This window comes from Streptomyces sp. NPDC048255, assembly GCF_040652415.1.
In the GTDB taxonomy this organism is placed as follows: Bacteria; Actinomycetota; Actinomycetes; order Streptomycetales; family Streptomycetaceae; genus Streptomyces.
This window is the reverse complement of sequence record NZ_JBEZMA010000024.1, coordinates 71790-98576: the sequence shown is the minus strand read 5'-3', so window position 1 is coordinate 98576 and position 26787 is coordinate 71790. Positions and strand designations below refer to the sequence as shown.

24 protein-coding genes and 1 pseudogene are annotated in these 26787 nt (G+C 72.1%); 10 read left to right on the top strand and 15 right to left on the bottom strand.

Translation table 11 applies throughout. The annotated features are described in order from the left end of the window. Positions 1 to 186: 186 nt before the first annotated feature. The 3 genes from AB0D94_RS20455 to AB0D94_RS20445 all read right to left on the bottom strand — a co-directional run bounded on the left by AB0D94_RS20455 (position 187) and on the right by AB0D94_RS20445 (position 5941). A complete protein-coding gene (locus AB0D94_RS20455; protein WP_362053654.1) occupies positions 187 to 3822 on the bottom strand; it encodes a LamG domain-containing protein in 3636 nt (1211 codons plus the stop codon). Between the two features lie 254 nt (positions 3823 to 4076). Next, entirely contained in the window at positions 4077 to 4841 is a 765-nt protein-coding gene (locus AB0D94_RS20450; RefSeq protein WP_362053629.1) for a class E sortase, read from the bottom strand. 311 nt (positions 4842 to 5152) lie between these two features. After that, positions 5153 to 5941, bottom strand: coding sequence for a CAP domain-containing protein (locus tag AB0D94_RS20445; protein WP_362053626.1), 789 nt, complete (start codon positions 5939 to 5941; stop codon positions 5153 to 5155). Between the two features lie 749 nt (positions 5942 to 6690). Here AB0D94_RS20445 and AB0D94_RS20440 point away from each other — a divergent pair. Beyond that, positions 6691 to 7458 carry an NPP1 family protein gene (locus AB0D94_RS20440; RefSeq protein ID WP_362053623.1) on the top strand — a complete coding sequence of 256 codons (768 nt, stop codon included), beginning with the start codon at positions 6691 to 6693 and terminating at the stop codon, positions 7456 to 7458. 162 nt (positions 7459 to 7620) lie between these two features. Here the strand turns inward: AB0D94_RS20440 and AB0D94_RS20435 are convergent, their stop codons facing one another. Then, positions 7621 to 8463, bottom strand: a complete 843-nt coding sequence (locus AB0D94_RS20435) for a class I SAM-dependent methyltransferase (RefSeq protein ID WP_362053620.1) — start codon at positions 8461 to 8463, stop codon at positions 7621 to 7623. 200 nt (positions 8464 to 8663) lie between these two features. Between AB0D94_RS20435 and AB0D94_RS20430 the strand changes: the two genes are divergently transcribed. Beyond that, positions 8664 to 9098 (top strand): VOC family protein, encoded by a 435-nt coding sequence (locus AB0D94_RS20430; RefSeq protein ID WP_362053617.1) that lies wholly within the window; start codon positions 8664 to 8666, stop codon positions 9096 to 9098. A gap of 71 nt (positions 9099 to 9169) precedes the next feature. Further along, on the top strand, positions 9170 to 9871 hold the full coding sequence (locus AB0D94_RS20425) for a 2-phosphosulfolactate phosphatase (RefSeq protein WP_362053651.1): 702 nt from the start codon (positions 9170 to 9172) through the stop codon (positions 9869 to 9871). Positions 9872 to 9883: 12 nt separating this feature from the next. Here AB0D94_RS20425 and AB0D94_RS20420 read toward each other — a convergent pair whose 3' ends face one another. Continuing rightward, complete coding sequence (locus AB0D94_RS20420) at positions 9884 to 11248, bottom strand: cytochrome P450 (RefSeq protein WP_362053614.1); 1365 nt, start codon at positions 11246 to 11248, stop codon at positions 9884 to 9886. A gap of 72 nt (positions 11249 to 11320) precedes the next feature. After that, positions 11321 to 12217 (bottom strand): alpha/beta hydrolase, encoded by an 897-nt coding sequence (locus AB0D94_RS20415; protein ID WP_362053611.1) that lies wholly within the window; start codon positions 12215 to 12217, stop codon positions 11321 to 11323. A 107-nt stretch (positions 12218 to 12324) separates the two neighbouring features. Here AB0D94_RS20415 and AB0D94_RS20410 point away from each other — a divergent pair, with 107 nt between their 5' ends. Beyond that, a complete protein-coding gene (locus AB0D94_RS20410; protein ID WP_362053608.1) occupies positions 12325 to 13359 on the top strand; it encodes a helix-turn-helix domain-containing protein in 1035 nt (344 codons plus the stop codon). 75 nt (positions 13360 to 13434) lie between these two features. On the opposite strand, the gene AB0D94_RS20405 is transcribed toward AB0D94_RS20410, so the two are convergent. The 4 genes from AB0D94_RS20405 to AB0D94_RS20390 all read right to left on the bottom strand — a co-directional run bounded on the left by AB0D94_RS20405 (position 13435) and on the right by AB0D94_RS20390 (position 17106). Further along, on the bottom strand, positions 13435 to 14175 hold the full coding sequence (locus AB0D94_RS20405; RefSeq protein WP_362053605.1) for a GNAT family N-acetyltransferase: 741 nt from the start codon (positions 14173 to 14175) through the stop codon (positions 13435 to 13437). A gap of 193 nt (positions 14176 to 14368) precedes the next feature. Next, a complete protein-coding gene (gene hemC, locus AB0D94_RS20400; RefSeq protein ID WP_362053602.1) occupies positions 14369 to 15304 on the bottom strand; it encodes a hydroxymethylbilane synthase in 936 nt (311 codons plus the stop codon). Positions 15305 to 15412: 108 nt separating this feature from the next. Next, complete coding sequence (locus AB0D94_RS20395) at positions 15413 to 16096, bottom strand: hypothetical protein (RefSeq protein ID WP_362053599.1); 684 nt, start codon at positions 16094 to 16096, stop codon at positions 15413 to 15415. Between the two features lie 146 nt (positions 16097 to 16242). Continuing rightward, entirely contained in the window at positions 16243 to 17106 is an 864-nt protein-coding gene (locus AB0D94_RS20390) for a WYL domain-containing protein (RefSeq protein WP_362053596.1), read from the bottom strand. A 93-nt stretch (positions 17107 to 17199) separates the two neighbouring features. Between AB0D94_RS20390 and AB0D94_RS20385 the strand changes: the two genes are divergently transcribed. Further along, positions 17200 to 17919 (top strand): NAD(P)-binding domain-containing protein, encoded by a 720-nt coding sequence (locus AB0D94_RS20385; RefSeq protein WP_362053593.1) that lies wholly within the window; start codon positions 17200 to 17202, stop codon positions 17917 to 17919. A 123-nt stretch (positions 17920 to 18042) separates the two neighbouring features. Here the strand turns inward: AB0D94_RS20385 and AB0D94_RS20380 are convergent, their stop codons facing one another. Continuing rightward, complete coding sequence (locus AB0D94_RS20380) at positions 18043 to 18462, bottom strand: subtilase-type protease inhibitor (RefSeq protein WP_362053590.1); 420 nt, start codon at positions 18460 to 18462, stop codon at positions 18043 to 18045. Between the two features lie 438 nt (positions 18463 to 18900). Between AB0D94_RS20380 and AB0D94_RS20375 the strand changes: the two genes are divergently transcribed. Further along, positions 18901 to 19125 (top strand): hypothetical protein, encoded by a 225-nt coding sequence (locus tag AB0D94_RS20375; protein WP_362053587.1) that lies wholly within the window; start codon positions 18901 to 18903, stop codon positions 19123 to 19125. A 32-nt stretch (positions 19126 to 19157) separates the two neighbouring features. Here AB0D94_RS20375 and AB0D94_RS20370 read toward each other — a convergent pair. From AB0D94_RS20370 to AB0D94_RS20360, 3 genes and pseudogenes are all read right to left on the bottom strand, one after another. Then, a pseudogene (locus AB0D94_RS20370) lies at positions 19158 to 19376 on the bottom strand (fumarylacetoacetate hydrolase family protein); the annotation flags it as partial. 122 nt (positions 19377 to 19498) lie between these two features. After that, on the bottom strand, positions 19499 to 20485 hold the full coding sequence (locus AB0D94_RS20365; RefSeq protein WP_362053584.1) for an aldo/keto reductase: 987 nt from the start codon (positions 20483 to 20485) through the stop codon (positions 19499 to 19501). Between the two features lie 201 nt (positions 20486 to 20686). After that, positions 20687 to 21292 carry a hypothetical protein gene (locus AB0D94_RS20360; RefSeq protein ID WP_362053581.1) on the bottom strand — a complete coding sequence of 202 codons (606 nt, stop codon included), beginning with the start codon at positions 21290 to 21292 and terminating at the stop codon, positions 20687 to 20689. A 168-nt stretch (positions 21293 to 21460) separates the two neighbouring features. Here AB0D94_RS20360 and AB0D94_RS20355 point away from each other — a divergent pair, with 168 nt between their 5' ends. Next, entirely contained in the window at positions 21461 to 21874 is a 414-nt protein-coding gene (locus AB0D94_RS20355; RefSeq protein ID WP_362053578.1) for a DUF3224 domain-containing protein, read from the top strand. Between the two features lie 302 nt (positions 21875 to 22176). Here AB0D94_RS20355 and AB0D94_RS20350 read toward each other — a convergent pair whose 3' ends face one another. After that, positions 22177 to 25008, bottom strand: coding sequence for a LuxR C-terminal-related transcriptional regulator (locus tag AB0D94_RS20350; protein ID WP_362053575.1), 2832 nt, complete (start codon positions 25006 to 25008; stop codon positions 22177 to 22179). 180 nt (positions 25009 to 25188) lie between these two features. Here AB0D94_RS20350 and AB0D94_RS20345 point away from each other — a divergent pair, with 180 nt between their 5' ends. The 3 genes from AB0D94_RS20345 to AB0D94_RS20335 all read left to right on the top strand — a co-directional run bounded on the left by AB0D94_RS20345 (position 25189) and on the right by AB0D94_RS20335 (position 26608). Continuing rightward, positions 25189 to 25545 carry a VOC family protein gene (locus AB0D94_RS20345; RefSeq protein ID WP_362053572.1) on the top strand — a complete coding sequence of 119 codons (357 nt, stop codon included), beginning with the start codon at positions 25189 to 25191 and terminating at the stop codon, positions 25543 to 25545. Between the two features lie 7 nt (positions 25546 to 25552). Beyond that, on the top strand, positions 25553 to 26005 hold the full coding sequence (locus tag AB0D94_RS20340) for a pyridoxamine 5'-phosphate oxidase family protein (protein WP_362053569.1): 453 nt from the start codon (positions 25553 to 25555) through the stop codon (positions 26003 to 26005). Positions 26006 to 26155: 150 nt separating this feature from the next. Next, positions 26156 to 26608, top strand: a complete 453-nt coding sequence (locus AB0D94_RS20335) for a hypothetical protein (protein ID WP_362053566.1) — start codon at positions 26156 to 26158, stop codon at positions 26606 to 26608. The last annotated feature ends 179 nt before the right edge of the window (positions 26609 to 26787 follow it).

The window sequence follows — 26787 nt, the reverse complement described above, 5'->3', positions numbered from 1 at the left end:
CGCAGGTGATGTCCGGCATCGGGCGCCGGACACCGGAAGTCCGTGAACGCGGCACCGGGGCCGCATGAGAACAAGGGCGGCACCGCGCGTCGCGCGGTGCCGCCCGGGGGAGTGCCGTCGAAGTGGCGTCGGCCGCCCGTAGGCCAGGCGCGACTTCGACGACACGACCTAGGGATGCGCCGCGGGTCAGTCGCCCACGTGCGCGTCGATCTGCTCGGGGCTCGCCATCGCCCCCGCCCACAGGCGGACCTCGGAGATCCGGGCCGGGAGGTGGTTCTTCCAGGCTCCCGAGGCGAAGGCCGCACCGACGGCGAACTCACCCGTGCCGATCTGGGCCGTGTACGCCATGGCGTCACCGTTCTGGTTGTGGCCCAGGTACAGGCTGACCGTGCCGGACTGGGCGTCGTACGTGCCGGTCAGGCGGACCACGTCGTCCAGCGAGGCGACCTCGTTGGAGACCACGGAGGTGAAGGAGCCGTCGGCGTTGAGCCGGCCGAAGTGCCACTTGCCCACGGGGACGGTGGTCTCCTGCCCGGTCTCCATGTCCACCACGGTGTCCTTGCCCGACATCTGGTACCAGAAGCCCCAGGAGGAGCCGGCCGCGGTGCGCTGGCCGAGCACCTGACCGGTGTAGCCCACGTCCTTGGTCAGCAGCTTCGCCTTGTCCAGCCGGACCGCGGTGGTCGCGGTGAACGAACCGGTGTCGTCGAGCGGCGGCGCGGCAGCCGTGGCCACGTCGTCCGTACCGTCGAGGACGATCTCGCCGGACTCCTGGACGGCTCCGCCGTTCAGCGTCAGCGGCCGGCCGTACCCCGAGGAGGTGTCGGCGACGGTGGCGCCGTCGTTGCCGGCGGACCACTCGGCCACCAGCTCGGCACCCGCGAAGCCCGCGGACGTCAGCAGCCTCGCCTCGTCGGCGACCTCCTTGTCCTCCAGCTTGCGCTGCCAGACGGCCACTTCGTCGATCGAGCCGTTGTAGTGCCAGTACCGCAGTCCGGCCCAGAGGTACCGGCCCATGTTCAGCGGACCGGTCGAGGACCAGGAGCCGGGCACGGTGCGGGTGCCCTGGAGCACGCCGTTGACGTAGAACCGCAGCTCCTGGGTCGCCGGGTCGTAGCTGCCCGCGAGATGGGTCCAGGCGCCCACCACCGCGGGCGCCTTGCTGACCACGCCGAAGTACGCCTGCCCGTTGTCCTCGTCCTTCTCCTTCAGGCCGAAGACCCACTTGTTGGACTTGACGTCGTACCAGATGACGAACGCGCTGTACTTCGAACCGTCCTGGGACAGCACGATGCCGTCCTGCGCCTTGGAGCCGAGCCGGGTCCACGCCGACACGGTGTACGCCGACCGGGTCTCCAGCACCGGACCACTGGTGGCCGCGTGCGCGCCGCTGCCGTCCAGGGACAGGCCCTTGTCGGTGACCGCGGTCTCCAGCGGTACACCGTTGGCATCGTGCGTCAGCTGCCCGCGCCGGCCGCGGTCGTCGCGTACGGCGGTGCCCGCCAGCGTGGCGTCGTGCCGGACACCGCTGGTCGCCGTGTCCTTGGCCACCCCGCTCGCCTCGTCGAAGCTCCAGCGCCCGACCGGGCCGGTGCCGGCCGCGACCAGGAAGTCGGCCACCTGCTGTGCTCCCCAGCGGCCGACGGTGTCCTTGGCCCGGACGTAGAGACGCTGGGTTCCGGAGCGCTCGGGCTTGATGGAGGTCCGGAAGATGCAGGGCATCGCGGGCTTGCACACCGAGGTCCACGCGGCCGACTCCGAGAGCCGGTACTGGAAGTCGTTGACCGTGTCACCGGCGGCCGGGACGAAGTTCACCAGGCCGGCCACTCCGGGGCCGCCGCCCGGGGCGCAGGCGTTGGTCGTGCACTCGGAGTACACGCTGGCGAACGTGACCTTGGGGGCCTTCGGCGCGGTCGGGTCCACCTTGAAGTAACAGGCTGCCGTGTAGCCGGTGTTCAGCCTGTTGCTGCCGTCCTCGAGGTAGGACATGGTCAGGGCGAGCAGGCGGTAGCTCACGCCCTCGGTCAGCGTCGGCAGGCTCTTGGTCTGCACGGCCAGGTTCCCGGCGTAGCCGGAGGTCGGACTGTCCACGTCGGTGTGCGCGGTCACCCAGGAGGTGCCGTTCCACTTCTGCGTCCGCCAGCGGATGCGCAGGTTGGCCTCCTTCTCGGCGCCGGCCGCGGTCCGCGGCTTGCCGGAGACCGCGGGGGTCGGGTCGCTGACGATCGCAGGGTCGGCGGAATCGGTCGAGCACACCACGCCGTTGCCCGTCACGATGCCGACGTTGGCGGGCAGGGCCGGCAGGGCCACGTACTTGACCGCCAGCACGGCGTCGTTCTTGAACCGCTTCCAGGCGGACGTGTCCGTCTCGTCGTTCGCGCGGATCTCCAGCGTCAGACGCGAGAACTTGCCCGCCGCGAAGTCCCGCACCGTCGGAGTGAGGTTCTCGTTCGTCTCCTCCGGGTTGTCGTTGAACTCGATCGGAGCGTCCGGGGAGTTCGGGTCGCACAGCGAACCCCGCCCGGCGGACACCAACCGGTCACCCATCCAGTCCAGCTCCTTGGGCCGCGAGGACCACGTGGTGGACGTGGAGATGTTGTCCGTACGCACGAGGTCGACCCACCGCGGATCGCACTGGAAGGCCCACGGCTCGGTGACGCGGAACGTGGCGTCGAGGACGTGCTTGCCCTTCAGCTCGGCCGGCGAGAACTCGAAGTAGAGCCGCTGGACGTACCCCGGACCACAGGCGTAGCCGGCCCAACTGCCGCACTTGCCCGCGCCCTTGCCGAGGTCGTCGTCACCGTTGGACCAGCCGTACGACTCGTAGCCGTCCGAGCGCAGCAGCGTACGCTCGGACTCGCCCCAGGTCACGGTCGGATCGATGAACAGCGGGTACGCGGAGGGGGCGCTGCGTGCCAGCATCTCCGCGTCGGGGACCACCGACAGGCGGTCGGCGCCCACCTTCACGTCCATCCGGGCGACCTTGTCCCCCTGACCGGGCTCCTGGCCCTTCCCCGAGGGCGCGACCTCAGCGGCGTCGGCGGTGGACGGCTTCGGCGCCGTCGGGCCGCCGCTCCGCGGAGCCGTGAACAGCGTGGACGGCTTCTCCGCCGCCTTCCGGCGCTGCTCGTCGGCAGTCTTCCCCGCCGAGTCCCACATCTGGGCCGGCGGGGCGCGGAACACGGTGCGGCCGTCGGAGTCCACGGCGGCCAGGCCTCCGGATGACCCCTTCTGGAGCGTCAACTCCTTTGTCTCCAGGCCGAAAGCGAGCTCCTTGAGCTTCGGGTTGCCGGCCGCCTCGGGAGTCTTCACCACGAGCACGTGCTGGAAGCTCTCCACGGTCGCGTTGACCCGCAGGTCCACCTGCGGCAGCACGTCCCGGTACAGAGCGGTCGCGCCCTGCAACTCGGGCTTCGGCAGCTTCCCCGGCCAGTTCAGGGCGAGCGAGCGTCCGCCGTCGGCGATGGCCGCCAGCGGACCGGCGTCCCCGCCGCCGGAGAAGCGCATCTCGACGGAGGCCGCCTTCGGGCCGACGGTGCCGTCGGCGCGCTGGACGAGCGTCGCGTCGGGGGCCTGCCAGCCGCCCCCGGCCTTGGCGACGCGCACCGGTACGGCGGACTGCTCCAAGGTGAAGGACATGCCGTCCGGGTTGGCGAACACGGTGGCCTGCTCGGTCCGTTCGCCCACGACCTCGACGCGCCGGCCGCCCGCCTTGGCCTCGTCCAGCGCCCGCCGGCCCTCGGCCGATCCGGCCTCGGCCGGCCTGGCCTTGTCCGCGGGCGCCGCGTGCGCGGCCTCCGCGGGAAGCACCCCCGAAATCATGGTGGCGAGCACGGTCGAGAGGACCGCACCCGCCACCCGTCTTCTCCTGGCACCGATGCGCACAGTCCGTCTCCCTCGTGACTGATCGTCAAATCCGAGAGATTGAAACAATCATGATCGAGCCATGTCAATCCAAAAACGATCGGGGTGTGATGACTGCGCTCAGCCTCCGGGGAGCGTGTACGCGGCCTCCAGCTGCCGTCCGGGAGGGGGACGCGGCACGGACGGGCGGCGCTTCCCGTCGTTGCGGTGCCTCAGCCCGCGGGCGTGGCCGAGGGCGCGGCCGCGGAGGTCTTGCGGAGCACGCCTATCTTGTCGATCCGGTGCTCGGGGTTGCCCTGGGCGTCGCTCCAGTAGTTCCCCTCGGCGTGGTCCTCCGGCGTGGCACAGGTCGAGAGGGTGATCATGGCCTGAGTGGGGGCCGCCCCGGGCTCGCCCGGCACCGCGGCGCGCTGCTCGCTCAGCGAGCGCTCCGAGCGGAAGGACGTCTCGCGGGTCGCCACGATCTCGTACGTGTGCACCACCTCACCCACCGTGACGAGGACCTCCTCGCCCTCCTCCAGGGCGGGCAGGTCGCGCAGCGGGCCGCCCGCCGACAGGCGGTGCGCGGTGACCAGGAAGTTCCCGACCTGCCCGGGGCCGACTCCGCCCCGCTTCCCGTACGGGCTGGCGGCCACGCCGAGGTCCTGGATGCGGGTACCGGGCGCGTCGTCGGTGGTGCCCTCGTACGGGACCACGCGCAGCCCGGCGACGCCCGCCGAGGGTATGGACAGCGTGGATTCCCGGGGCCGTGCGGCGGGGCCGGGGGACGGCTCCCGGGCGGCTGTCTGCGCCGGGGAGGGGGCGGCCGCGGTGGGGGAGGCCGCGGCGGGGGCGGCCGGGGGCGGGACGGGTGCCGCTGCCGTCCGCGGCGGGGCCGCCGGACCGGCGGCGGCCTCGGGTGCGCAGGCTGCCAGCAGGGCGGTCACGACGGCGGCGAGTGCGGCGGACATCGCTCGGGTCGGGTGCGGCAGGGGCATGGGCGTATTCCGTGTCGGGCGGGCGGGCGGGCGGGCGGGCGGGCGGCCGGTCGGTCGGGAGGGCGGTCGGCGGTCGGCCGGGTCAGGGTCCTGCGGCGGCGCCGTGACCCGGTCCACTCCGCCAGGGTGACATATGGAGCAAGCGGTGCATATGGTCCCGGCCTCCCGGGTTCGGCCTGCCCGGCGCCTGGCCTGCCCGGCGACCGGCCGTGCGGGCAGCCGAGGGGCTGCGCCGGTACGGCTGTCAGGGCGGCCCGGTCGGCGCTCGCCCGGGCGCCGGTGCCGCGGCGGGCAGGCCGGTCCCGGTGGTGTCAGCGGGCCGCGCCGAAGGCCTGCGTCCAGTAGGAGTTCGGCTGCGCGAGGCCGACGCCGATCTCCTTGAAGGCACAGTTGAGGATGTTCTGCCGGTGCCCGGGGCTGTTCATCCAGCCGTTCATGACCTGCTCGGGCGTGCTGTAGCCGTAGGCGACGTTCTCGCCGTAGGTCGTCCAGCTGTAGCCGGCGCGGGTGATGCGCTGACCCGGGTCCGAGCCGTCGGAGCCGGTGTGCGACATGTTGGAGTGCGCGGCCATGTCCTTGCTGTGGTTCAGGGCGGCGGTCGTCAGCTTCTCGTTGACGGTCAGCGCCGAGCAGCCGGCCTTGGCGCGCTCCTGGTTGACGAGGGCCACGACTTCGGCGGTCGGGCCGGAGGCCGGCGCGGCGGTCGGGGCGGTCGGCTGCTTCGAGGGCGCCGGGGGTGCCGGGGGTGCCGGCCGGGCGGGGCGCGGCTTGGCGGGCACCGACGCGGGCGGCTGCGCCGCCTCGGTGGACGGCTGCGCCGGCTGCGGGGCCTCCGCGGGCTGGTCGGCCGGCTCGCTCTGCTCGGTCTGCTCGGGCGTCCCGGCCGGGGTGGCCGCGGGCTCCGCCTGATTCTCGACCGGCTCGCTGGGCCAGGGGGTGCTGGGGGAGGGGCGCATGCTCTGCGATTCGGAGGTCCTCGCCGAGCCCGCCTCCTGGGTGTCCAGGCATGCCATCGCGGCCGTGGGTATGCCCACGATGCCCACGGCGATCGCGGCGATGGTGATCTTCTTGTAGTGCTTCCTCTTGCGGTGCTTCTGCATGCGTGACCTCACTTGGTTTCTGCGAAGCGTCCTGCGCCTGAGCTGCTGGAGCGCCGGGCGGGCCGCCATTCTTAAAAGCCCTGGAAGGGGCTGGCAAGTCTCGCCACCAGCCCGTACGGCGGCGCCGTGCGGCGGGCTTGAAATGGGCGGACAGTCATGCTGGCCGTGCGCCCGGCAGGCCGCCCGAGGCTGCTGAAAGCCATCAGAAACGCCTGTGACGTGGCGAGTTGCAGCAGCTCCTCCCGTCCCCCGAGATGGTCATTTCGGCCGAGAGGGGGAATGTCGACTCCAGTTGGACAAATCTCGACATGTCGGCAAGGGCTTAGTGGACGTAATGGTTCCGTGATCCGCCGGGCCACTGTGATGCATGTCACCGTTTCGACTGGAACCGGGCGCCGCCGGGGGCTCCGGGCCGCGCCTGGGCACGGGCCCGCCGGCCCGATGGCGGAGCCGGCCGGAACGGGTGCCGCGGGGTGTCGGGGGGTGCCGCGCGGCGTCCGCGGCCGCCCGGCCGGGCCCCCGTACCCCCGACCCCCGGTCGGCATCGCCTGGCAGGGCGGCCCGGATGCCGCAGGAATGCGCCAACTGGCCCTGAACGGCGCGGTGTTAGAAATTCCGTAGTGAGACGAACGGCTGTTGCCGGGACCCTTGCTGTGCCATCGAGGTTCGCGAATGATGCTCCCGGTGCCACCGGCCGACGCGGCCGGAACCCGCGCGCCACCCCCGAACCGCCCGGCCGGAGGCCTGCTTTGCGGACGAGTCATCACATCCGGAGATCATCCGTCGTCGTCGGCGCCGCGCTGACCCTGATCCTCGCCGTTCCCCAGACCGCCTTCGCGGCCCCGCCCCCGGCACTCCCCGCCAACGCCGAGACCATCGAGCTGACCTTCCAGCCCGCGTACGACTACGACACGGACGGCTGCTACCCGACACCCGCCATCGGGCCGACCGGAGTGCTCAACAGCGGTCTCAACCCCACCGGGGCCCTCAACGGCAACTGCCGCGACGCCTCGGACCTCGCCAACACCAACGGCTACTCCCGCGCCACCTGCAACAACGGCTGGTGCGCCGTCGTCTACGCCCTGTACTTCGAGAAGGACCAGGCCGTCCCCGGCATCCCGCTCGGCGGCCACCGCCACGACTGGGAGCACGTGGTGGTGTGGATCCAGAACAATGAGGCGAAGTACGTCGCCACCTCCGCCCACGGCGACTTCAACATCCACACGCGCGACCAGATCCGCTGGGACGGCACCCACCCCAAGATCGTGTACCACAAGGACGGGGTCGGTACGCACTGCTTCCGCGCGGCGAACACCAACGACGAACCGCCCGAGAACCACCGCCGCGCCTGGCAGTACCCCGCCCTCGTCGGCTGGTCGGGCTACCCGGCGACCCTCCGGGACAAGCTCAGCCAGGCCGACTTCGGCAGCGCGCACTTCGGCCTCAAGGACGGCTCCTTCTCGTCCCACCTCGCGGAGGCCAAGCCGGCGGGCATCCCCTTCGACCCGTACCAATAGGCGGACCGGTCCTCCATCGTCGGGAACACCGTCACCTCGATCGTGACCCCGGACCACGTCTGGCCCGCCCCGGTGCCCGCGAAGCCCGAACAGGAGCCCGTACATGGGCGGACACCTCAGGCGTCGCGGTCGGTCACGGTCGGGCGTCGCAGGCAGTCACGGTCAGGCGGCGGGAGGGGTGGTCCGGTGCGCCGTGAGCAGCAGGTACTCCCACTCCATGACACCGTCGCGGGTGTTCTCCTCGGCCAGCGCGTCCAGTTCGCGGTCCAGCGCCGCCACCCGCTCGGGATCGTCCCCGATGGACCGGTACACCGCGATGGTCGGTCCGTAACAGGCCTTGAAGAAGGTGCGGAATTCCCCCGGCCGGGGGAAGGCGTCGACCCGGACGGTCCGGCGGCGGGCGTCGACGTCCGTGACGCGGTCGCCGAGGAGCCCGTACACGTGCTCCTCCTCGCCCCAGAGGGGCGGCGGCTGGGCTCCGGGCGGCGCGGGCGGCGCGTACGGCTTCATCGTCGCGAACATCCGGCCGATGAACCCCTGAGGGGTCCAGTTAGCCAGGCCCACGGTCCCGCCGGGGCGACAGACGCGGACCAGCTCGTCGGCTGCGGTCTGGTGGTGCGGGGCGAACATGACGCCGAAGCAGGACATCACGACGTCGAACTCCTCGTCCGCGAACGGCAGGTGCTCCGCGTCGGCCTCCCGCCACTCCAGGCTTACGCCACGCACCCCGGCGATGTTCTTGCCCACCTCGAGGAGCTCGGGGGTCAGGTCGCTCGCCACGACGTCCGCCCCGGCCGCAGCGGCGGGGATGGCGGCGTTGCCCGCGCCCGCGGCCACGTCCAGTACGCGGTCCCCCTGCCGCACACCGCACTCCGCGACGAGTTCGGCGCCGGCCTCAGGGATGACGTGGGAGGCCACGGACGGGTAGTCGCCCATGGCCCACATGGCCCGGTGGCGGGCCTTGAGCGCTCGATCGACCGCAACCGCGTCGCTCGCTTCGGACATGCCTGCCTCCAGGGTCGGACCGATCCCCTTCACGAGGGTATGCGCCTTCCTCCGGAGACGCAGTTCGGGCCGCAGGGACCCGGCGAGGCCGCGCTCACCCACCTGCGTGCCCCTCCAGCGCCCTCTCATGGCGCTTGCAGGTCCGGCCCCCCTGATGCGCGGGCGAGGGCTGCGGCCGGCAGGCCTGTTATCGTGCGCCGATGTCATCGATCAAGCAGTTCCAAGTGACCACTGACTGCGCAGAACCCGAGCGCCTCGCTCGCTTCTGGTGCGAGGTGCTGGGGTACGTCGTATCGCCGGTGCCGAAGGGGTTCGACACGTGGGACGACTACCATCGCTCGCTGCCGCCTGAGCATCAGGTGCAATGGTTCTCCTGCATCGATCCCTCAGGTGTGGGCCCTCGGATGCTCTTCCAGCGCGTTCCCGAAGGCAAGGTCGTCAAGAACCGGGTGCATCTCTGCGTGCGGGCCGGCACCGGGCTCGTGGGTGAGGAGCGCCTCGCCACACTCCAGGCCGAGTGCGCACGACTGGTCGCGCTCGGCGCGGTGCACGTGCGAACGATGCTTGCCGATGGCACCAACGAGTCGTGCATCGTGATGCAGGACATCGAGGGCAACGAGTTCTGTCTCGACTGAGCCGAGACCGCCGACATGACGCGTATCACTTTCCGGGTGCTTCGGGTCGGGCGTGCGTGATCATGATCGGTATGGACGCTCGTTTCCTCGGCATCGCTGATCTGGTCGAAGCCCCGTCCGTGGCGGTCGTGGTCGACGTCATGCGTGCTTTCACCGTGGCTGCCTGGGCCTTTGCCCAGGGGGCGGAAAAGATCGTTCTTGCCGAATCGCTGGGCGAAGCCCTGGCGCTCAAGGCTCGCCACCCGGATTGGGTGGCGCTCAAAGACGGTCCGCCCGCGCCCGGGTTCGACACCGTCAACTCCCCGGGCCTGCTGCGGTCGATCGACCTCGGCGGACGGACCGTCGTGCAGAAGACCACGGCAGGGACGGTCGGCGCCCTTGCGGTCAAGGACGCGCCGCTGGTGCTGTGCGCCGGCTTCGTGGTGGCGGAGGCAACGGCTCGGCTCTTGCGGACGCGCGAGAGCGACAGCGTCACGTTCGTGGTCACTGGCGAGGACGGGCAGGCCGATGAAGATCTGGCATGTGCTCAATACATCGCTCGCAGGGTCACCGGGGCTGGGACGGATGCTGCCGAGTACCTCCGCCGCGCTGCCGAGTCGCGCGCCGCCGCCGAGCTGGCGGAGGGGGTGCGCCAAGGAGTCCATCCTGATGACGTTGCGCTCTGCCTCGAGATCGACCGGTTCCCCTTCGCCATGGTGGCGACCTTGGAAGGCTCGCTCATGGTCCTGCGCCCACGCGCGATGCCTTCGCTGACCGGCGAGGACCCGGTCTGATCGCTGGTGAGGCTACGCGCGGCTCGGCCGGAGGGTGGCGAGGACGGACTCCGCGGGCTGCAGGGTGAGCCCCGGGTGGACCTTCGCCCGGACGGCCCCGGTGTCCAGGTGGAACCGCTGCCCCAGTACGGCCAGCACCAGCGCCGCCTCCACGAGGGCGAACCGCGCGCCCAGACAGGCCCGCGGACCGCCGCCGAACGGGAACCACGCGTGTTCCGGTACCGGATGCGGCGCGTCCGCGTCCCAGCGCTCCGGACGGAACGCCTCCGGCTCCGGGAACCACCGCTCGTCCCGGTGCACCGACCACGGGCTGGTCCACACCGAGGTACCGGCCGGGACCGGCCGGCCGCCGATCACCGCGCCCTCACCGGCCACCGCCGAGATCAGCCAGATCGGCGGATAGATCCGCAGGGCCTCCTTGACCACCTGCTGGGTCCACGGGAGCCGCGCGTAGTCCTCGTACGTGGGCAGCCGCCCGCCGAGCACCCGGTCCAGCTCCTCCACCAGCCGCGCCCGCGCCCGCGGCGCCCCAGACAACAGCTGCCATGCCCAGGTCAGCGTGGTCGAGGTGGTCTCGTGACCGCCGATGTAGAGCGTGATCGACTCGTCCCGCAGCTCCGTGCGCGACAGCGGCAGGCCCTGCTCGTCGCGGGCCGCGAGCAGCCGGCTCAGCAGGTCGTCCCGCTCCTCGCCCGCCGCCGAGGCCGCCTCGTGCTCCCGTATGACGTGCTCGATCTCCCGGTCGAGCACCCCCACCGCCGCACTCATCCGGCGCCGCCCCGGCGTCCGCACCCACGGCGGCAGGAACAGCGTCACCCCGCGGAACTCCAGGCCCAGTTCGTGCTGCGCCGTGGCCATCGCCGCGCTGATCGGGGCCTCCCGCCCGGCCGCGTCACTCCCGAACAGGGTGCGCACCGCGATCCGCTGGGTCAGCCCGGCCATCTCCTTGTGCACGTCGATCCGGGCGCCCTCCGCCCAGCTCCGGGCCAGCGCGTCAGCGCACTCCACCATCGTGGCGGCGTACCCGCGCACCTGGCGCGGCCGGACGGCGGGCTGCACCAGCGCACGCTTGCGGCGCCAGTCGTCCCCGGTGGCGACGACCACCCCGTTGCCGAGCAACTGCCGGAAGGCCCAGCCCAGTTCGGTCGGCCGGAACGTACCCTCGACGGCGCCGAGCAGCTCACCGGCGTGCTCGGGCCGCGACACCAGCACGTTGCGCTTCGGCCCGAGCGCCCACGGCACCCAGTCCCCGTACTCGTCGCGCAGGGACTCGAAGAAGGCGAGCGGATCACGGGCGAAGGCCGGAAGGTTCCCGAGCAGGGGCCACTGACGCGGTCCGCGCTCGGCGCCCGGGGGCGTCGGCAGGGTGGCGGTCACGCACGCATGGTGACAGCGCACCCGCGAGGACGCCAGGTCCCGGCGCCGAACACCCCCCGGGCCGACGCCGGTTCACCCGGCCAGAGCGCGGCGCAGGGCTGCTCCGAGTTCGGCGTTCTGCCGCTGCGACACGGCGGCGGACAGGATCGCCTGCGACCCGTGGAAGGTGCCGGGCCACTGGTGCAGCTCGACCGACACGCCCGACCGCAGCAGGCGCAGCGCGTATTCGATGCCCTCGTCGCGGTTCGGGCAGAACTCCGCGGTGGCGATGTAGGCGGGTGGCAGGCCGGACAGATCGGCGGCCCGCGCGGGGGCGGCGTACGGAGTGGCGGGCCGGGCGCCCAGGTAGTGACGCCACGCCGCCGCGATCTTGTCGCGGTCGAACCAGGGCGTGTCCGTGAAGTTCCGCGCCGACCACGTCTCCTGCCGGTCGTCCAGCCCCGGCTGGTTGAGCAGCTGGAAGCAGATCGCCGGCCCCTGCTCGTCACGCGCCCGCAAGGCCACCGCGGCCGCGAGGTTCGCGCCGGCGCTGTGCCCTGCGACCGCGATCCGTTCCGGGTCGGTGCCGAGCTCCGCCGCGTGCTCGGCCGCCCAGCCCAGTACCGCGTACGCGTCGTCCATGGCGGCCGGGAACGGGTCCTCGGGCGCCAGGCGGTAGCCCACCGAGATCACCACCGCCCCGGAGAGGTCCGCGATCCGGGCGGCCCACGGATGGTCGGTGTCCAGGTTGCCGAAGACGCCTCCGCCGCCGTGCAGCCAGACGACGACGCCCCGGGCCCGGTGCGGGCGGTAGATCCGCACCGGTACCGGCGGATCGGCGGGCACCGTACGGTCCTCGACCTCCATGTTCGAGGTGTCCGGCGCCGGCGCCGCGGCGGCCCGCTCGGCGAAGGTCTTGCGCGTGGTGACCGGGTCGTTCATGTCCATGGGCGGGAGGAACGGGATGAATGCTTCGAGTTCGGGATCCATGACGACCATCCTCACGGCCGTCCCCCAGGGGGTCATCCGCCATCCGTCGCGCATCGCGCCCCGATCGCGCACCGCTCGGCGCGCCCCCGTCCTCCTATCCTTCTGCCATGGAGGCACTGGCTGTTCGGCTGTCGGGACTGGATCCGCACGTCGAGGGCGCGATCCGCATCGTCACCTTCTACGACACCCTGATGCGCCGGCGGGTGGACCTCCCGGCGCTCGCCCGGGCCTCGGCGGGCCTGGCCGAGTGCGTGGCCGGGATCCGGCTCCACGGCACGGGGCGGGTGATCCGCGTATCGCCCGACGGCCGGCCGGCGTCCGACCCGCCGCCGCCCGCGTCCACCACGGCGCCGATGACCCTCGACGAGGAGGAGATCGGCACGGTGTGGCTGGAACGCCCAGGCGAGCCCGGCCCGCTCGACGAGGTACTGCTGGACCGGCTCGCCATCGCCACCGCGGCGGTCGTCGAGCGGTACGGCCCGGCCCGCACCACCATGGCCGACCCCGCCCTCGTGGAACTGGCGATCAGCTCCGACAGCGACGAGGCATCCAGGGCCCGGGCGCTGCGCCTCCTGGGCTTCGCCGCCGACCTGCCCGTCCGCGTCGTCGCCGTACGGTCGCAGCTCCCGCTCGACCGGATCGGCGGCCTGGTCTGCCCGGCCCGCCCGGTGAAGGCGGCGCCCCTCGGCGACGTGGGCGTCATCCTGGCCACCACCGTCGCCCCGACCCGCTTCCCGGCGGGCGTACGTGCGGGCATCGGCGCCTCGGGAAGCCCCGACCGCTCCTGGCGGCAGGCTCGCACCGCCCTGCGCTTCACCGGCCCGCGCGAGCCCGTCATCCACTACGCGGACCTGGGAGCGCTGGCGCTGCTGGCCGAGGTGCCTCCGGAGGCCTCGCGTGACAACCCGGACGTGGCGGCCGTCGCGAGACTGGCCGGCAACCCGGAGGACCTGGAGACCCTGGACGCCTACTGCGCCACCGGCTCCCTGCGCCGGGCCGCTGACCTTCTCCACCTGCACCACAGCAGCGTCGCCCGCCGGCTCGAACAGATCACCAAGACCCTGGGCATCGAACTCACCGAACCCACCGGACTGCTACGGGCCGGGCTCGCCCTCACCGCATGGCGGCTGCTGGCCGACTGAGCCGGCCAGGGGAGGGACCCGGTGCGCCGGTTCGGGCCCTGGGCCCTGCTCCTGCTCCCTGCCCCTGCTCAGGGCTCAGCCGGTCGGAGCCTGCGGCAGCGCCGTGAAGATTGCCTCGGTGAACTCGGTGACTTCGGAGAAGCCGAGCCTGCGGTAGAGCCCGACGGCCGTGGCGTTGTCCGCCCGGACGTTCAGCCCGATGTGGTCCACGGTCCTCCCGAGCCGCCGGCACAGCTCGGCGACGCAGGCTCCGCCCGCGCCCTGCCCGCGGAGGTCGGGGTGCGTGGTGACGTTGCCGATCGCAGCGACCCGGAAGGCGGGCGAGTAGACGTGTACGCCCGCGACGGCGACCAGCCGCCCGTCCTGCCGGACGCCCACGTACTGGCCGGTGTCGAGCATCCGGTGGTCGAACCAGTTGCCCGGGTACGCCTGCGCGAACAGCTCCAGCAGGTCCGGCAGGTCCGCCCGGCCCAGCGCAGCGGGCCGCCACGGCCCCTCGGGGTGCAGGACGGAGCGGTCGGGGTCGGTGAGCGCCATCCGCAGCAGGGTCCCGTGCGACTGCACCGCGTACGCCGACTCCAGCACCTTGCCGGCGGCTCCGGTGAGGTGCCCGAAGAAACGGCGCGGGAGGACGGGCAGCAGCGCGTCCGCGAGCGCCTCCAGCTCGGCGGCCTCCCCGGGGCGGGCGAAGGCGAGCAGGGTCGGTATGTCGCCGACCGCGTACAGCAGGGCGACCGGGCCGTTGTCCGACACCGTGTACCAGCTGGTGTGGGGCCACAGCAGATCGTCGAGGTCGCCGAGTTCCATCAGGTGCATCGCTGGATCCCGCCGGAAGCGGTCGGCCAGGGCGGATCGGTCATGAAGGCTGCGCAGGTTCACCCACCCACCCTACGGCGGCCCCCGACCCGCGCCGCCAGGCCCCCCGCCCAGCTCCCAGACCTCACCGCACTCAGCCAGGACCAGCATGCCCCGGCCTTCACCCTCGCCGCCGGTACCGAGCGGTGGGGGATCAGTGCGGGATGCCGTCGATCAGTTCGCGGGCGCCCTGGCGCAGGAGGGCGACGGCGACGGAGGTGCCGAGGGTGGCGGGGTCGAGACGGCCGGCCCACTCGTGTGCGTTGAGGACGGTCTTGCCGTCGGGGGTGAACACGCTGGCGCGCAGCGACAGATCACCGCTGCGTTCGGCGCGGGCGTATCCGGCGATCGGGCTGTTGCAGTGTCCCTGGAGGACGTGCAGCAGCATGCGTTCGGCCGTCGCTTCGCGGTGGGTGTCGGGGTGGCCGAGGGAGCTGACGGTGTCGATGAGGAGGCCGTCGTCCTCGCGGCATTGGAGGGCGAGGATGCCGGCGCCGATGGGCGGCATCATCGTCTCCGTGGAGAGGACCTCGGTGATCACGCCGGTGAGGCCGATCCGTTCGAGGCCGGAGAGCGCGAGGAGGACGGCGTCGACCTCGCCCGCGTGCAGTTTCTCCAGACGCCGGTTGGCGTTGCCGCGGAACGGCACGCATTCCAGGTGGGGACGGCTGGCGGCGAGCTGGGCGACACGGCGCACGGACGAGGTACCGATCCGGGCGCCGGCCGGCAGCTGGTCCAGGGTGAGGCCGCCGGGGTGGACGAGGGCGTCGCGGATGTCATCGCGTTCGAGGAACGCGGCGAACATCGTCCCGGCGGGCAGGGGGCGGTCACACGGAACGTCCTTGAGGCAGTGGACGGCAAGGTCCGCTTCGCCATTCAGGAGGGCGGCGTCGACCTCCTTGGTGAACGCGCCCTTTCCTTCGACCTGGGAGAGGTCGCCCATCCACTTGTCGCCGGTCGTGACGACCGGGACGACTTCGGTGCGGATACGGGGGTGGAGCGCGGCCAGTTCTCTGCGGACGCGCTCCACCTGGGCCAGGGCCATGGGGGAGTTCCGGGAGACGATACGGACGAGCTCAGGAGCGGACATGCCGCCCACGATAGACCCGTCGGACGCGCGTCCTGACCACGAGCCCGATGCCCATCTCATGGGCGTGGAAGGCAGGTTGGGCCGACAGGGCCGCCGTCCGTCCTGCCGCTACTCCTTGAGCGCCGTGATCAGGTCCCGCGTGTCCGCGATCAGTGCTGCCTGGACCGCGGTGGCGTCCGTGGCGGGGCGCTCGTTCCGTTCCGCGTAGGTGGAAACGAACACTTTGACAGTGAACACCGCACCCCCGTCCAGCACTTTGAGCACGAGAAACTGCTCGCCGGCCGACGCCGTCATCACCGCACGTTCACCGAGGCCCGGAACCGCTTCCCTGCGTACGTCGCCCAGCCCGGCGGCATACTCGAATGACGGTACGTCGAACTCGACCGAGGGGTCCGTCTTCTTGTGCAGGTCCACCTGCACGTCCACGCTGAAGTCAGGCCTGTCCCCGCCGTTGGTCAGGCTGCAGAATGCCCCGTCCACGGCGGGGTGACTGTACTCGTGGTTCACCGGTCTGCTCTTGTGCAGGTCTCCGGTGATCCGGTTCAGTGCCGGACTCGCGAAGTCGTCGCACAGGTTCTTCGTCGTCCGGTACGAGAGCGCCGGCCCGGCCAACCGGTCCCCGAACGCGTGCAGTCCGCCGGCCCACAGCGCCGACGCCACCAGGGCACCACCGAGCGCCCACAGCCACGGCCGCGAGCCGCCCGCCGCCCGCTCGCGCGGAGCCAGCGCCTCCGCCGACTCTGCCGAACGCGCCGTCCCCCACTCGCCGTCGAGCTCCGGCTCGGTGATCATTTCCGCCCCCGTTTGGTCATGTGCCCCGCGCCGCCGACGGCGTGGGCAGGGTCATCTTATGGCGCGCAGGGTGCGGTGGGCGGTTTCGCGGAGGTGGTCGAGGACCTCGGGATCGGCGTCGAGCGTGAATTCGGTGTCGAGCGAGGTCAGGGTCCGGGCGATCCCGGGGAGGAAGTCGTCGGAGGCGTCGATGCGGCAGGTCTTCTCGTCGAGGGGCTGGATGCGGGTGCCGAGGCCGCGGGTGCGGGCGCGCATGTGGTCGGCGGACGCGTGGACGGTGGCGACGGCGCGGTAGCGGGTGGCGCCGCGGCGAGGCGGGCGGCGACGAAGGCGGCGGGGTCGCCGCCCGGTACGGGGCGGGCCGGGACGCGGCGCCCGGTGAGGGCGGGGTCCGTGATGCGGTCGAGGCGGAACAGGCGCCAGTCGTCCTTGCCGGTGTCGTGGGCGAGGAGGTACCAGAGGTTGCTGGAGGCGACCACGTGGCAGGGTTCGGCCCGGCGCGGCGTGGGGGTGCCGTGACGGGTGGTGTAGTCGAAGGTGACGATCTCGTGGTCGCGGCAGGCGATGGCGAGGGTGGCCAGCAGGGCCGGGTCGGCGCGGGGGCCGCGGTTCTCCCAGGTGATGCCGGCCAGGGATGCCTGGAGGGCGGTGACCTGGCCGCGCAGGCGGCGTGGGAGGACCTGTTCGAGCTTGGCCAGGGCCCGCAGGGCGGTCTCCTCCAGGCCGGTGATGCTGCCGGCGGCGGTGCGCAGGGCCACGGTGACGGCGACGGCTTCGTCGTCGTCGAGGAGGAGGGGAGGCAGATCGGTGCCGGACCCCATGCGGTAGCCGCCCGCGTGGCCGCGGGCGCTCTCGACGGGGTAGCCCAGTTCGCGCAGGCGGTCGATGTCCCGGCGGACGGTACGGACGGTCACCCCGAGCCGGTCGGCCATGTCGGCGCCGGACCACTCCCGCCGGGTCTGCAGCAGGGACAGCAGCCGCAGCAGCCGTACGGTCATGTCACTCGTCATGGTTTCCACTCTGCCCGAGTCAAAGGACACGTTCTGTCCTGAAAGGCTCCTAGGGTGGATCTGTCCGAATCGGAGTAAACCAGGAGATTCCCCATGAAGATCGCTGTCCTCGGTACCGGTGGCGGTGCCCGAGCCCACACCGCCAAGCTGCGCGAGCTCGGCCGCGAGGTCTACGTCGGCACCCGAGACGTGCAGGCCACTCTCGCCCGTACCTCGCCCGACATGATGGGCAACGCCCCGTACCCGCAGTTCCTCGCCGAGCACCCCGGGATCACCCTGCTGTCGTTCGGTGAGGCCGCTGCCGCTGCCGACGGCGTGGTCATCAACGGGATCGACGGACACAATGCCGTCGCCGCGCTGACGGCCATCGCCGATCAGCTGGCGGGCAAGACGGTGATCGATTACGCCGTGCCGTTCGTGTACCTGCACGAGAGCGAGCACCCCTGGCCGACGCCCTGGGGCGTCATGCCGAAGCTGGAGCCGTGTGACACCGACAGCCTCGGCGAGCAGATCCAGCGGGCCCTGCCGGACGTCAAGGTCGTCAAGTCCTTCGTCACCCAGGAGCAGACCACCGTGGTCGACCCGGGGAGCGTCGGCGGCGGCGAGCACACGATGTTCGTCGCCGGTGACCACGCCGACGCCAAGCAGCAGGCCACGGATCTCCTCAAGGCGTACGGCTGGAGCGACATCCTCGACCTCGGGCCGCTCGTGTGCGCCCGCGGCATGGAGATGTATGCCCACATGCACTCCGCCATCGGCTTCGGCCTCGGCCAGCAGTTCGGCGGTCACTTCGGCATCAAGGTCGTGCGCTGAACGCGTCGGCCCGCACCGCAGGCAACCTCCCGCACCGCACCGCACCGCACCGCACCGCCCCGCCCCGCTCCGGTGTCGGCGCGGGGGCTGAACGGCGGGGGAGGGGCGGCCCGGGCGGGGTGGTCAGAACGCGAAGACGGCGTTTCCGTTGAAGGTCGCGGACATGGCGCACGCGTTGGAGAAGGTGTGCTTCCAGGAGATGCGGCTGCCCTGCCAGACCCCGTCCGCCCTGACGGTGACGGGGTCGTAGTGCATCGGGCAGGCGCGGTTCGGGTCCGGGGCGGCCAGGAGCGCGTCGAGGGTTCCGGCGGTGGCAGCGAGGCCCGCACAGGCGGCCTGGGGGTCGGGGTGCGTGCCCTGGGCGGTCGGTGCGCAGCTGAGGGTGGCCGCCCGTACGGCGGTGGCCTCGTCCTCGCCCTGGCTGACGGTCAGGACCACGGCGGAGGGGGCGTACAGGCCGGCGGGCTGTGCCTCCGCGATGCCGGCAACACCGGCCAGGGTCAGGAGGGTGGCGGCGGAGACAGCAGCGATGCGGTGACGCACGACAGACTCACTTTCAATTCTAAGGGAGGACGCAGCAGTTGGCTGCGTTATGTCGACTGGATGCTGCTGAGTCTGTCGGGTGTGAAGGGTGCATGCACATCGATGACCGATTTACAGACAACCCGTTCGATTATCGGCGACCGAATGGTCGTTCAGGCAGCTCAGGCGGGTGTCTGCCCCGCGTGATCACGCAAAGACGGAGGGTCACATCGCGCGTGGAGCCCATGCGGAGGGTCGCTGACCTGCTGTCGGCCGCGCGCGGTTCATCGAACGTCCATCCAGGCTGACCGGATAGTGCCGGTCTCCGGGGAAACGGGGTCCCGGGTGGCGGCGCGACTGGGTGCCTGGGTGCCTGGGTCCTGGTCGTGCAAGCCGTCGAAGCCGTAGAGGGGTGTATCCCGGGATGCCGTGTCGGCGGGGCGCCCGCAGGCTGGGGGCATGTCTGACCGTATGGAGATCGTCATTCATCCGGTATCGCCGAAGGGCGGCCGGAAGGTCACGCTGCATGCGCTGGGCGTGGACGCAGATCTGGGCCGGGCGTTCACGCCGGGCGACGTGAGTGAGTTCCTGCGCAAGGCAGGCCTGGAGGATGTGGATCTGTCGGAGGACGGGCCGATCAGGTGGGAAGGCGGCGGGCCCGAGGTGTGGACTGCCGACATCTGACCCGGCCCGGCCCGCGCCGCGTCAGCGGACTGGTGGGCCTTGGCACCGATGACCGCCACCAGCTCCACCTCCCAGTCCACGAGAGCGCTGGGCAGCTCGATCGCGTCGTGGGGGCCGGCCGGCGAGGTGGGGTACTTGGTGAAGACAGCCGGCCGAGCGGGCGCGCCGGCAGCGGACTCCGCCACATGGTCGGAGTAGTTCAGGGCGACGGCGAAGACCTGCCGGGGGCGCGCTACGGGCGCGGCTACCACGCCCCGCGGGCAGCAGTAGGGCCGGGCAGAGTCTCTCTGCCCGGCCCTACTGCCGTACTGCACACCGATCGGTTTCGTCGGCCGCCCGCCCCCGCGCTGGCGGTGAGCGAGCCGCGACAGGCTCAGCCGTTGACGAAGGTGAGGCTGGTCGCGTCGTAGCGGGTGCCCGCGATCTGCTCGGACGGGGCCGCGGCCTCGATGGCGGCGAGGTCCTCGGGGGACAGCTCGACGGCCAGGGCCGCGAGGTTCTCCTCCAGGTAGCGCTGCTGCCGGGTACCGGGGATCGGCACCACGTCGTCGCCCCGCCGCTGCACCCAGGCCAGGGCGAGCTGCCCGGCGGTGACTCCGGCCGCCGCGGCCAGTTCGTTCAGCTTCGCGACGATCGCCAGGTTCCGTTCGAGGTTGCCGTCGGCGAAGCGCGGCTGGCTGCGCCGGATGTCGGTCTCGGCCATCCCCTCGACCGAGCTGTACCGGCCGGTCAGGAAGCCGCGCCCGAGCGGGGAGAACGGGACCAGGCCGATGCCGAGTTCGCGGCAGACCGGGGCGACCTCCGCCTCCAGGTCGCGGGTCCACAGTGACCACTCGCTCTGCAGCGCGGCTATCGGGTGCACCGCGTGCGCCCGCCGGATGGTCTGCGCGCCGGCCTCGGACAGCCCGAGATGGCGGACCTTCCCAGCCGTCACCAGCTCGGCCATGGCACCGACGGTCTCCTCGATCGGCACCTGGGGATCGACGCGGTGCTGGTAGTAGAGGTCGATGTGGTCGACCCCGAGGCGGCGCAGCGACGCCTCGCACGCCTGCCGCACGTAGGCGGCGTCGCCGCGGAGCCGGGTGGGCTCGCCCAGGCTGCTGACGAAGCCGAACTTCGTGGCCAGCACCACCTCGTCGCGACGCCCGGCGACGGCCCGTCCGATCAGCTCCTCGTTGTGTCCGTCGCCGTAGAAGTCGGCGGTGTCCAGGAAGGTCACCCCGAGGTCGAGAGCACGGTGGAGCGTCGCGATCGACTGCGCGTCGTCCGTGGCGCCGTAGCCGTGGCTCATGCCCATGCACCCCAGGCCCTGCGCGGAGACCGCCAGGTTGCCCAGGAACCGGGTGGGGACGTCGGTCATGTTGCTGCCTCCTGAGCTGGGGATCATCTCTGCCCAGAACGCTAGGTGTTGGAGTGCGCTCCATGTCAACCGAGCGTCGTGTCCGAGCCAAAGGGCGAGAAACGTGCCGTCGGCCGTACGTGCGGCAGGAGGTGGCCGCGACTGGCGTCGGAGGACCGGGACGTCGCCACGGCGCGATGCCCTTCTCCCTGTGGGGGATGATCAGGCCAGGTCGAGTTGCCAGTACGCGGTCTCGCGGTAACCGGCGGACGGCGGGACGACCTCGACCGTGACCGGGGTGCCTGGCTTGCCGGGCATGACCCGCACCAGGACGGTCCGCTTCTTGTCCTTGCCGAGGGGCGGCATGAGGACGGACGCCGCCTCGTCCTCGTTGAGCCAGGTCAGGTCGTAGCCGGACGCGTAGTCGTCGAGGGACCTGCCCGGGCGTACGACGACGGGGGCGTCGGCGATCGTGCTGACACTGGTCTTCAGGGACGGGCCACCCGGGTGCAGCACCTCGTCGGTGCCGTTGTCGTAGGTGATGGTGAAGCGGTAGCTGCCGTCGGCTTCGCGGCGGGGCCGGCTGACCGTGACCTCCAGGTCGTCGTCGTACCGGGCGGTCGTGCCGGGGCTGAGAGGGTTCGCCACGCTGCCGGAGGTTCCGCCGTTGTCGAGGTGCCCGTAGCCGTTCAGACCCTTCTCGACCTCAGCCAGCGCCGCGGCTCCCAGGAGGACCAGAACGGTGAGGAGGAGCAGCGCCATCGCGCAGCCCTTGAACCACCGGGGGCCTCCCGTAGCCGCGGTGTCGGGGGTCGAGTCAGTGTCCATGCACGTCAGGATAGGAACGGCCGGGCATCGGATCATGAGCGCAGGTACTCAAAGACCGACTGGGTACTGCCGTCGGTGAGCTCGCCGTCCCATCCCTTGTCGTCCTGAGGAGCGAGGCCAACTCTTGTGCAGCCGCGCGATGTCAGACCGGGTCGGTACGGTCGGTCCATGAGAGCTACTGGAACGTTCGGCGTCAAGGCGTTCGTCCCCACCGAGCTGGAGCCGGAGCCGGAGCCGGCCGTGTCCACTGGGCTGCCGGTAGGTGTCGCGACGATGGAGAAGCATTTCGAGGGCCAGGTTGCCGGCCGCTCAGCGACCTTGTTCACCTCCGCGTTCGATCAGACAACCGGCGTCGGCACCTACGTGGCCATGGAGTCCTTCGAAGGCGCGCTGCACGGCCGGGACGGCGCCTTCAACTTCGTGCACTCGGCGACGACCTCCGGCAGTGACCGCACCGCGGAGTTCTTCACCATCGTTCCCTCCAGCGGCACCAGGGACCTGGCTGGAATCTCCGGCGCCGGCGGAATCGCGATCGACCCGGACGGCACGCACCGGATCTGGTTCGACTACGAGCTCAGCTGAGCCACGCCGGACGCACTGACGTGACGCATCCTGTGCAGCTGGGCCGGGGCCGGGGCCGGGGCCTGGGCCTGGCAGCCGAGGCAGCCGCGTTCATGCGCGTCCAGACGCCGGGCGCAGGTCCACCGTCCAGGCCATCAATATCTTCGTCCAGGACATCGGCGACGGCCGTGCACGGGTCTACCTGAAGGCGTTCTGACGTCGCTCGCGGAGCGCCGGGACGTCCGTGGCCGGTACATTCCACCAGGGCATCCGCCGCCGCCCCGGAGGGTGGCGAGGGCCTCGGCCCGGCGCCGGCGTGCCGTTCAGCGGCGCCCGTGGTGCGGCTGTCGGACGGACATGGGTGCGAGGCCGAGGTCGGCCAGCGCGGATGCTCCCGCGGCGGCGTGTTCGGGACCGGCGAGCAGCAGCGTGCGCGCCGACTGGTAGCGGGAACCGGCCGCGGCGAAGGCCTCCGCGGCGGCGAGCAGCCGCGGCAGGTCGCCGTCGAGCAGCGCCTCCGCCCGGTCCACCTGGGCGGTGGCGACCGGGTTGCCGGCGACCACGGCTCGGGCGGCGGCGATCCGGTCCCGGGCGTCCGGGTGCCCGGCGAGGGCCGCTGCCTCCGCCCGCAGCGCCACGTACCAGTGCAGCCAGACCCAGCAGACCCACTTCCACACCTGCTCCGGCTCCGGCGCGACCCGTTCCAGCGCCGCGTCCGCGTCCCCGTGATGCAGCAGGACCATGGCGTCGAACACCGCGCCGTGGCCGTAGCGGTGGTCCTCCTTGCTGCCCGCCTGATCGGCGATCGCGAGCCAGGTCGCCCGGGCCTCGTGGTCGTCGCGCAAGCCGTGGATCATCGCGACGGACGCGGCGGCCGGGCCGAGCGAGAACGACCGCTGCCGGCCGGTCTGCTCCCATGCGTCGAGGAAGCGCACGCTGCCGGTGAGCACGTCGTCGGCATGCCCCGCGAAGGCGTCCGCGACCAGGAGCCAGGACGTGGCGTGGTCGCCCACCTCCGCCAGCAGCGGCTGGCCCGCGAGCTGACCGCCCCACCGGTGGGCCGCCGGCAGCTCGCCCGCGCCGACGGCGGTCGCGGCGGCCATGGCGAGGGCGTCGATCAGCTCGTGCGTACCGGCGGGAGCGCTCGGTGCCGAAGCCAGGATGTCGATCCGGCGCCGGGCGGCAGCCGCGGCGGCGAAGGTGTCACCGGCCCAGCTCTGCGCGCCGGAGAGCGCGTCGAGTGCGGCGGACTGCGCCACCGGGTCGCCCGCGCGCTCGGCGGACTCGACCGCCCGTTCGGCGCACGCGACCGTGTCCGGCGCGGTGTTGTCCGGGTCCCCCTGGACCGCTCCGAACGCGTCCGCGACCACCGCCGCCTCGGCCAGCGCCACGGCCGCCTCGGCAGCCGGGTCGTCGTCACAGATCAGCTCCCGCGCCGCCGCGAGCAGGGCGGTGACCTCTTCCGCGGGCGGGATCTGGCTGAACGCGCTGGAGAAGCGGTACGCGACGGTGGCGGCGGCCGCCAGTTCGCGACCGGCACCGGTGCTGTCCCCGGCCCGCCGGGCGGCCTCTCCGGCGGCCCGGTGCAGGCGGAACATGTCGTCGCCGAGCCTCCGGCACCCGGCCACCCCGGCGGCGTGGCGCAACGCCCGCGCACCGGCGGCGTCGTCCTCGGCGAGCCCGGCCGCCTGCTCGTACCGCTGCTGTGCCTCGCCCAGCAGGTTACGGGTGAAGGTCAGCTCGGCCAGGGACGAGGCGAGCCGGTACGCGTCCGCCCGCTGCTCCGGCCGTCCTGCGGCCCAGGCGAGGGCGGCCCGTAGGTCCTCCGCCACGGCGTCGAACCGGGCACGCCAGTGCGCGCCGCCGGCTCCGGTGAGGGCGGTCGCGCCGGTCAGGCACCACCTCACGTGCCGGGCGCGTACATCGGCGAGCTCGCCGGCTTCGGCGAGCCGCTCCGCCCCGTACTGGCGGATGGTCTCAAGGGCCTGGTACCGGGTGCCGTCCGCCGAGGGCGTCACGGCGAGCAGGCTCTGCTCGGCGAGCCTGCCCAGCCCGTCGGCGACCGCGGCCGGTTCCAGCGTGGCGACCCCGGCCACCTCGGCGGCCATCTCGGCGGCGGCTTCGGCGGTGAACGGCAGGACGAACACCGACACCCGCCGTAGCAGCACCCGGTCTTGCGGCGTGAGCAGGTCGTGGCTCCAGTCGAGGACCGCCCGCACCGACCGGTGCCTGCCGTCGGCACGGTGGCCGCCGGCGAGGATCCGGAGCTGGTCGGCCAGGCCGGCCGTCAGTCCGTCCAGACCGAGCGTGGGCCACCGCGCCGCCGCCAGTTCGATGGCCAGCGCCATGCCGTCGAGCCGTTCGCACAGGGCCGCCACCTGGTCGCGTTCCGCCACAGTCGGTGCCCGGCCGACCGCCGCCGCCCGCTCCATGAACAGGGCGACCGCCTCCGACTCACCGCCGCCGACCCGCGACAGCGGCGGAACCGGGAAGACCCATTCGAACGGCACCATCAGCCGGGCCCGGCTGGTCGCGAGCACCCGTATCCCGGGGCAGGCCACCAACAGCCGTTCCAGGAACGGCGCCACCCCGTCGAGCACCTGCTCGCAGTTGTCCAGCACCAGCAGCGCCTGACGGCCCGCCAGCGCCGCCACCACCGCGTCGTCGATGCCGCGGCCAGGCTGCTCGCCCACGCCGACGGCCGCCGCGACCGCCGCCCCCACCCGCCCCGGATCGGTGACCGGGACCAGGTCGACGAACCACACCCCGTCGGCGAATTCGCCCGCCACCTCCGCCGCCACCGCCAGCGCGAGCCGCGTCTTGCCCACCCCGCCCAGACCGACCGCCGTCACCAGCCGACGGGCCGTCACCGCCTCGACCAGCTCCCCGCGTTCCCGGATCCGGCCGACGAACGCCGTCAGCGGTGCCGGGAGCGCGGGTGCCGAGCGCGCCTGCTCGGCGCCGGTGAGCTCGGCCGCGCGCCGGGACAGCGCCCGCCGGTCCGGCATCTCCAACTTGCGGAGCAGCGAGGAGACATGCGACTCGACCGTCCGTACGGAGATGAACAGCCGCGCGGCGATCTCCGCGTTGCTGAGGTGTTCCCCGAGATGCGTGAGGACTTCGGCTTCCCGAGCTGAGATCACTGGAGTGGACACCGACTCATTATCCGTACGCCTCGGCCGTACGGATCATCCGTACGGATCATCCGTAGTGCTCTCCGTGGTCAGCACGGAGGCGGACCCCACCCCGCCCGGGAGAGGCTGTGACCACGGCGAACGGGCCCGACAGACAGCCCCGCACCGGGTCGGTCCGGACCCACGACAACAGGAGTGCTCATGACCAGCTCTGCCACCCAGGGAATCAAGACCGTGCTGCATCCCGTATCCGACCTCGCGCAGTCCAAGGCGGTGTACGCCGCGCTGCTGGGCGTCGAGCCGCAGACCGAAGGTCCCTACTACGTCGGCTTCGAGGCCGCCGGCCAGCACATCGGCCTCGTGCCGGGCGGTGGACCGATGGGCCTGACCTCGTCGCTGGCCTACTGGCACGTGGAGGACATCGAGTCGAAGGTCGCCGAGATGACGGCCGCGGGCGCCACGGTGAAGGAGTCCGCGCACGACGTCGGCGGCGGCCGCCTGGTGGCCACCGTCATCGACCCCGACGGCAACCTCCTCGGTCTCCTTCAGGACCGATGAGCAACCGATGAGTACAGAGCCCCGCTCCCGCGCACAGCGCCGTCGCGACACCGAGCACCGGCTCACCCACGACATCGACGTCTGGGTGGCCAGTGCCTCGCCGGGCGGCACGCCGTATCTGTTGCCGCTGTCCTTCGACTGGGACGGCGAGGCAGTCCTGGTGGCCACCTCGGCGGACAGCCCGACCGGCCGGAACCTGGCCGCCACCCGCACCGCCCGGCTGGCGCTCGGCCTGACCCGCGACGTCGTCATGATCGAGGGCGACGTCGAGGTCCTCGCCATCGACGCGCTGCCACGCCAGGTCGGTGACCGCTTCGCGGTGCGCGCCGGCTTCGACCCTCGCTCCCTGACCACGCCGTACCGTTGGTTCCGCATCGCCCCCGGCCGCATCCAGGCCTGGCGCGAGGAGAACGAACTGACCGACCGTGAGCTGATGCGCGACGGCCGCTGGCTCGTCTGAGAACTCGGCCAGGCACGTAACCCAGCCGAGGCCCCGGCCCTGCCCGGTCGGCCGCATATCCCAGGCACCAAGACCCAGGCACCAAGACCCAGGCACCAAGACCCACGCACCAAGACCCACGCACCAAGATCCTCCAGGAGGAAATCCGCCATGAGCAGCACCGACAACAGCACGCACCAGGGATTCACGGCCGAGGAGCGGGCCGCCATGAAGGACCACGCCCAAGACCTGAAGAAGCAGGCGCGCCGCAGCTCGCGCGCCGACAAGGCCGCGGAGGCGGAGCGGGACGTGCTCGTGAAGATCGCCGAGATGCAGGACTCGGACCGGATCATGGCCGAACGCGTCCATGCCGTCATCACGGCCGCTGCCCCGGCCCTCGCGCCGAAGCTCTGGTACGGGATGCCCGCCTACGCCCTGGACGGCAAGATCGTCTGCTTCTTCCAGAGCGCGGAGAAGTTCAAGGCCCGGTACGCGACGCTCGGGTTCAGCGACCAGGCGAAGCTGGACGAGGGCACGATGTGGGCGGCCGGCTTCGCCCTGACCGAGGTGACACCCGAGGTCGAGGCGCGGATCGGTGCGCTCGTGAAGCAGGCAGTGAGCTGAGGCGCGCCCGGGGGCAGGCAGGGCGCGGCGAGCTCGATGTCCTCGTCGCGTCGCATGGCGAGGAGGAGGAGGCGCCGCCCTCTGCCCGGGGGCGCCCTCGCCCGGTTCCCCGTAACCGGCCGCGCCCTCCCGGAGCGGACCGCCGGCCCCCGTTACCGGCCCCGCCGTTACCGGTTCCG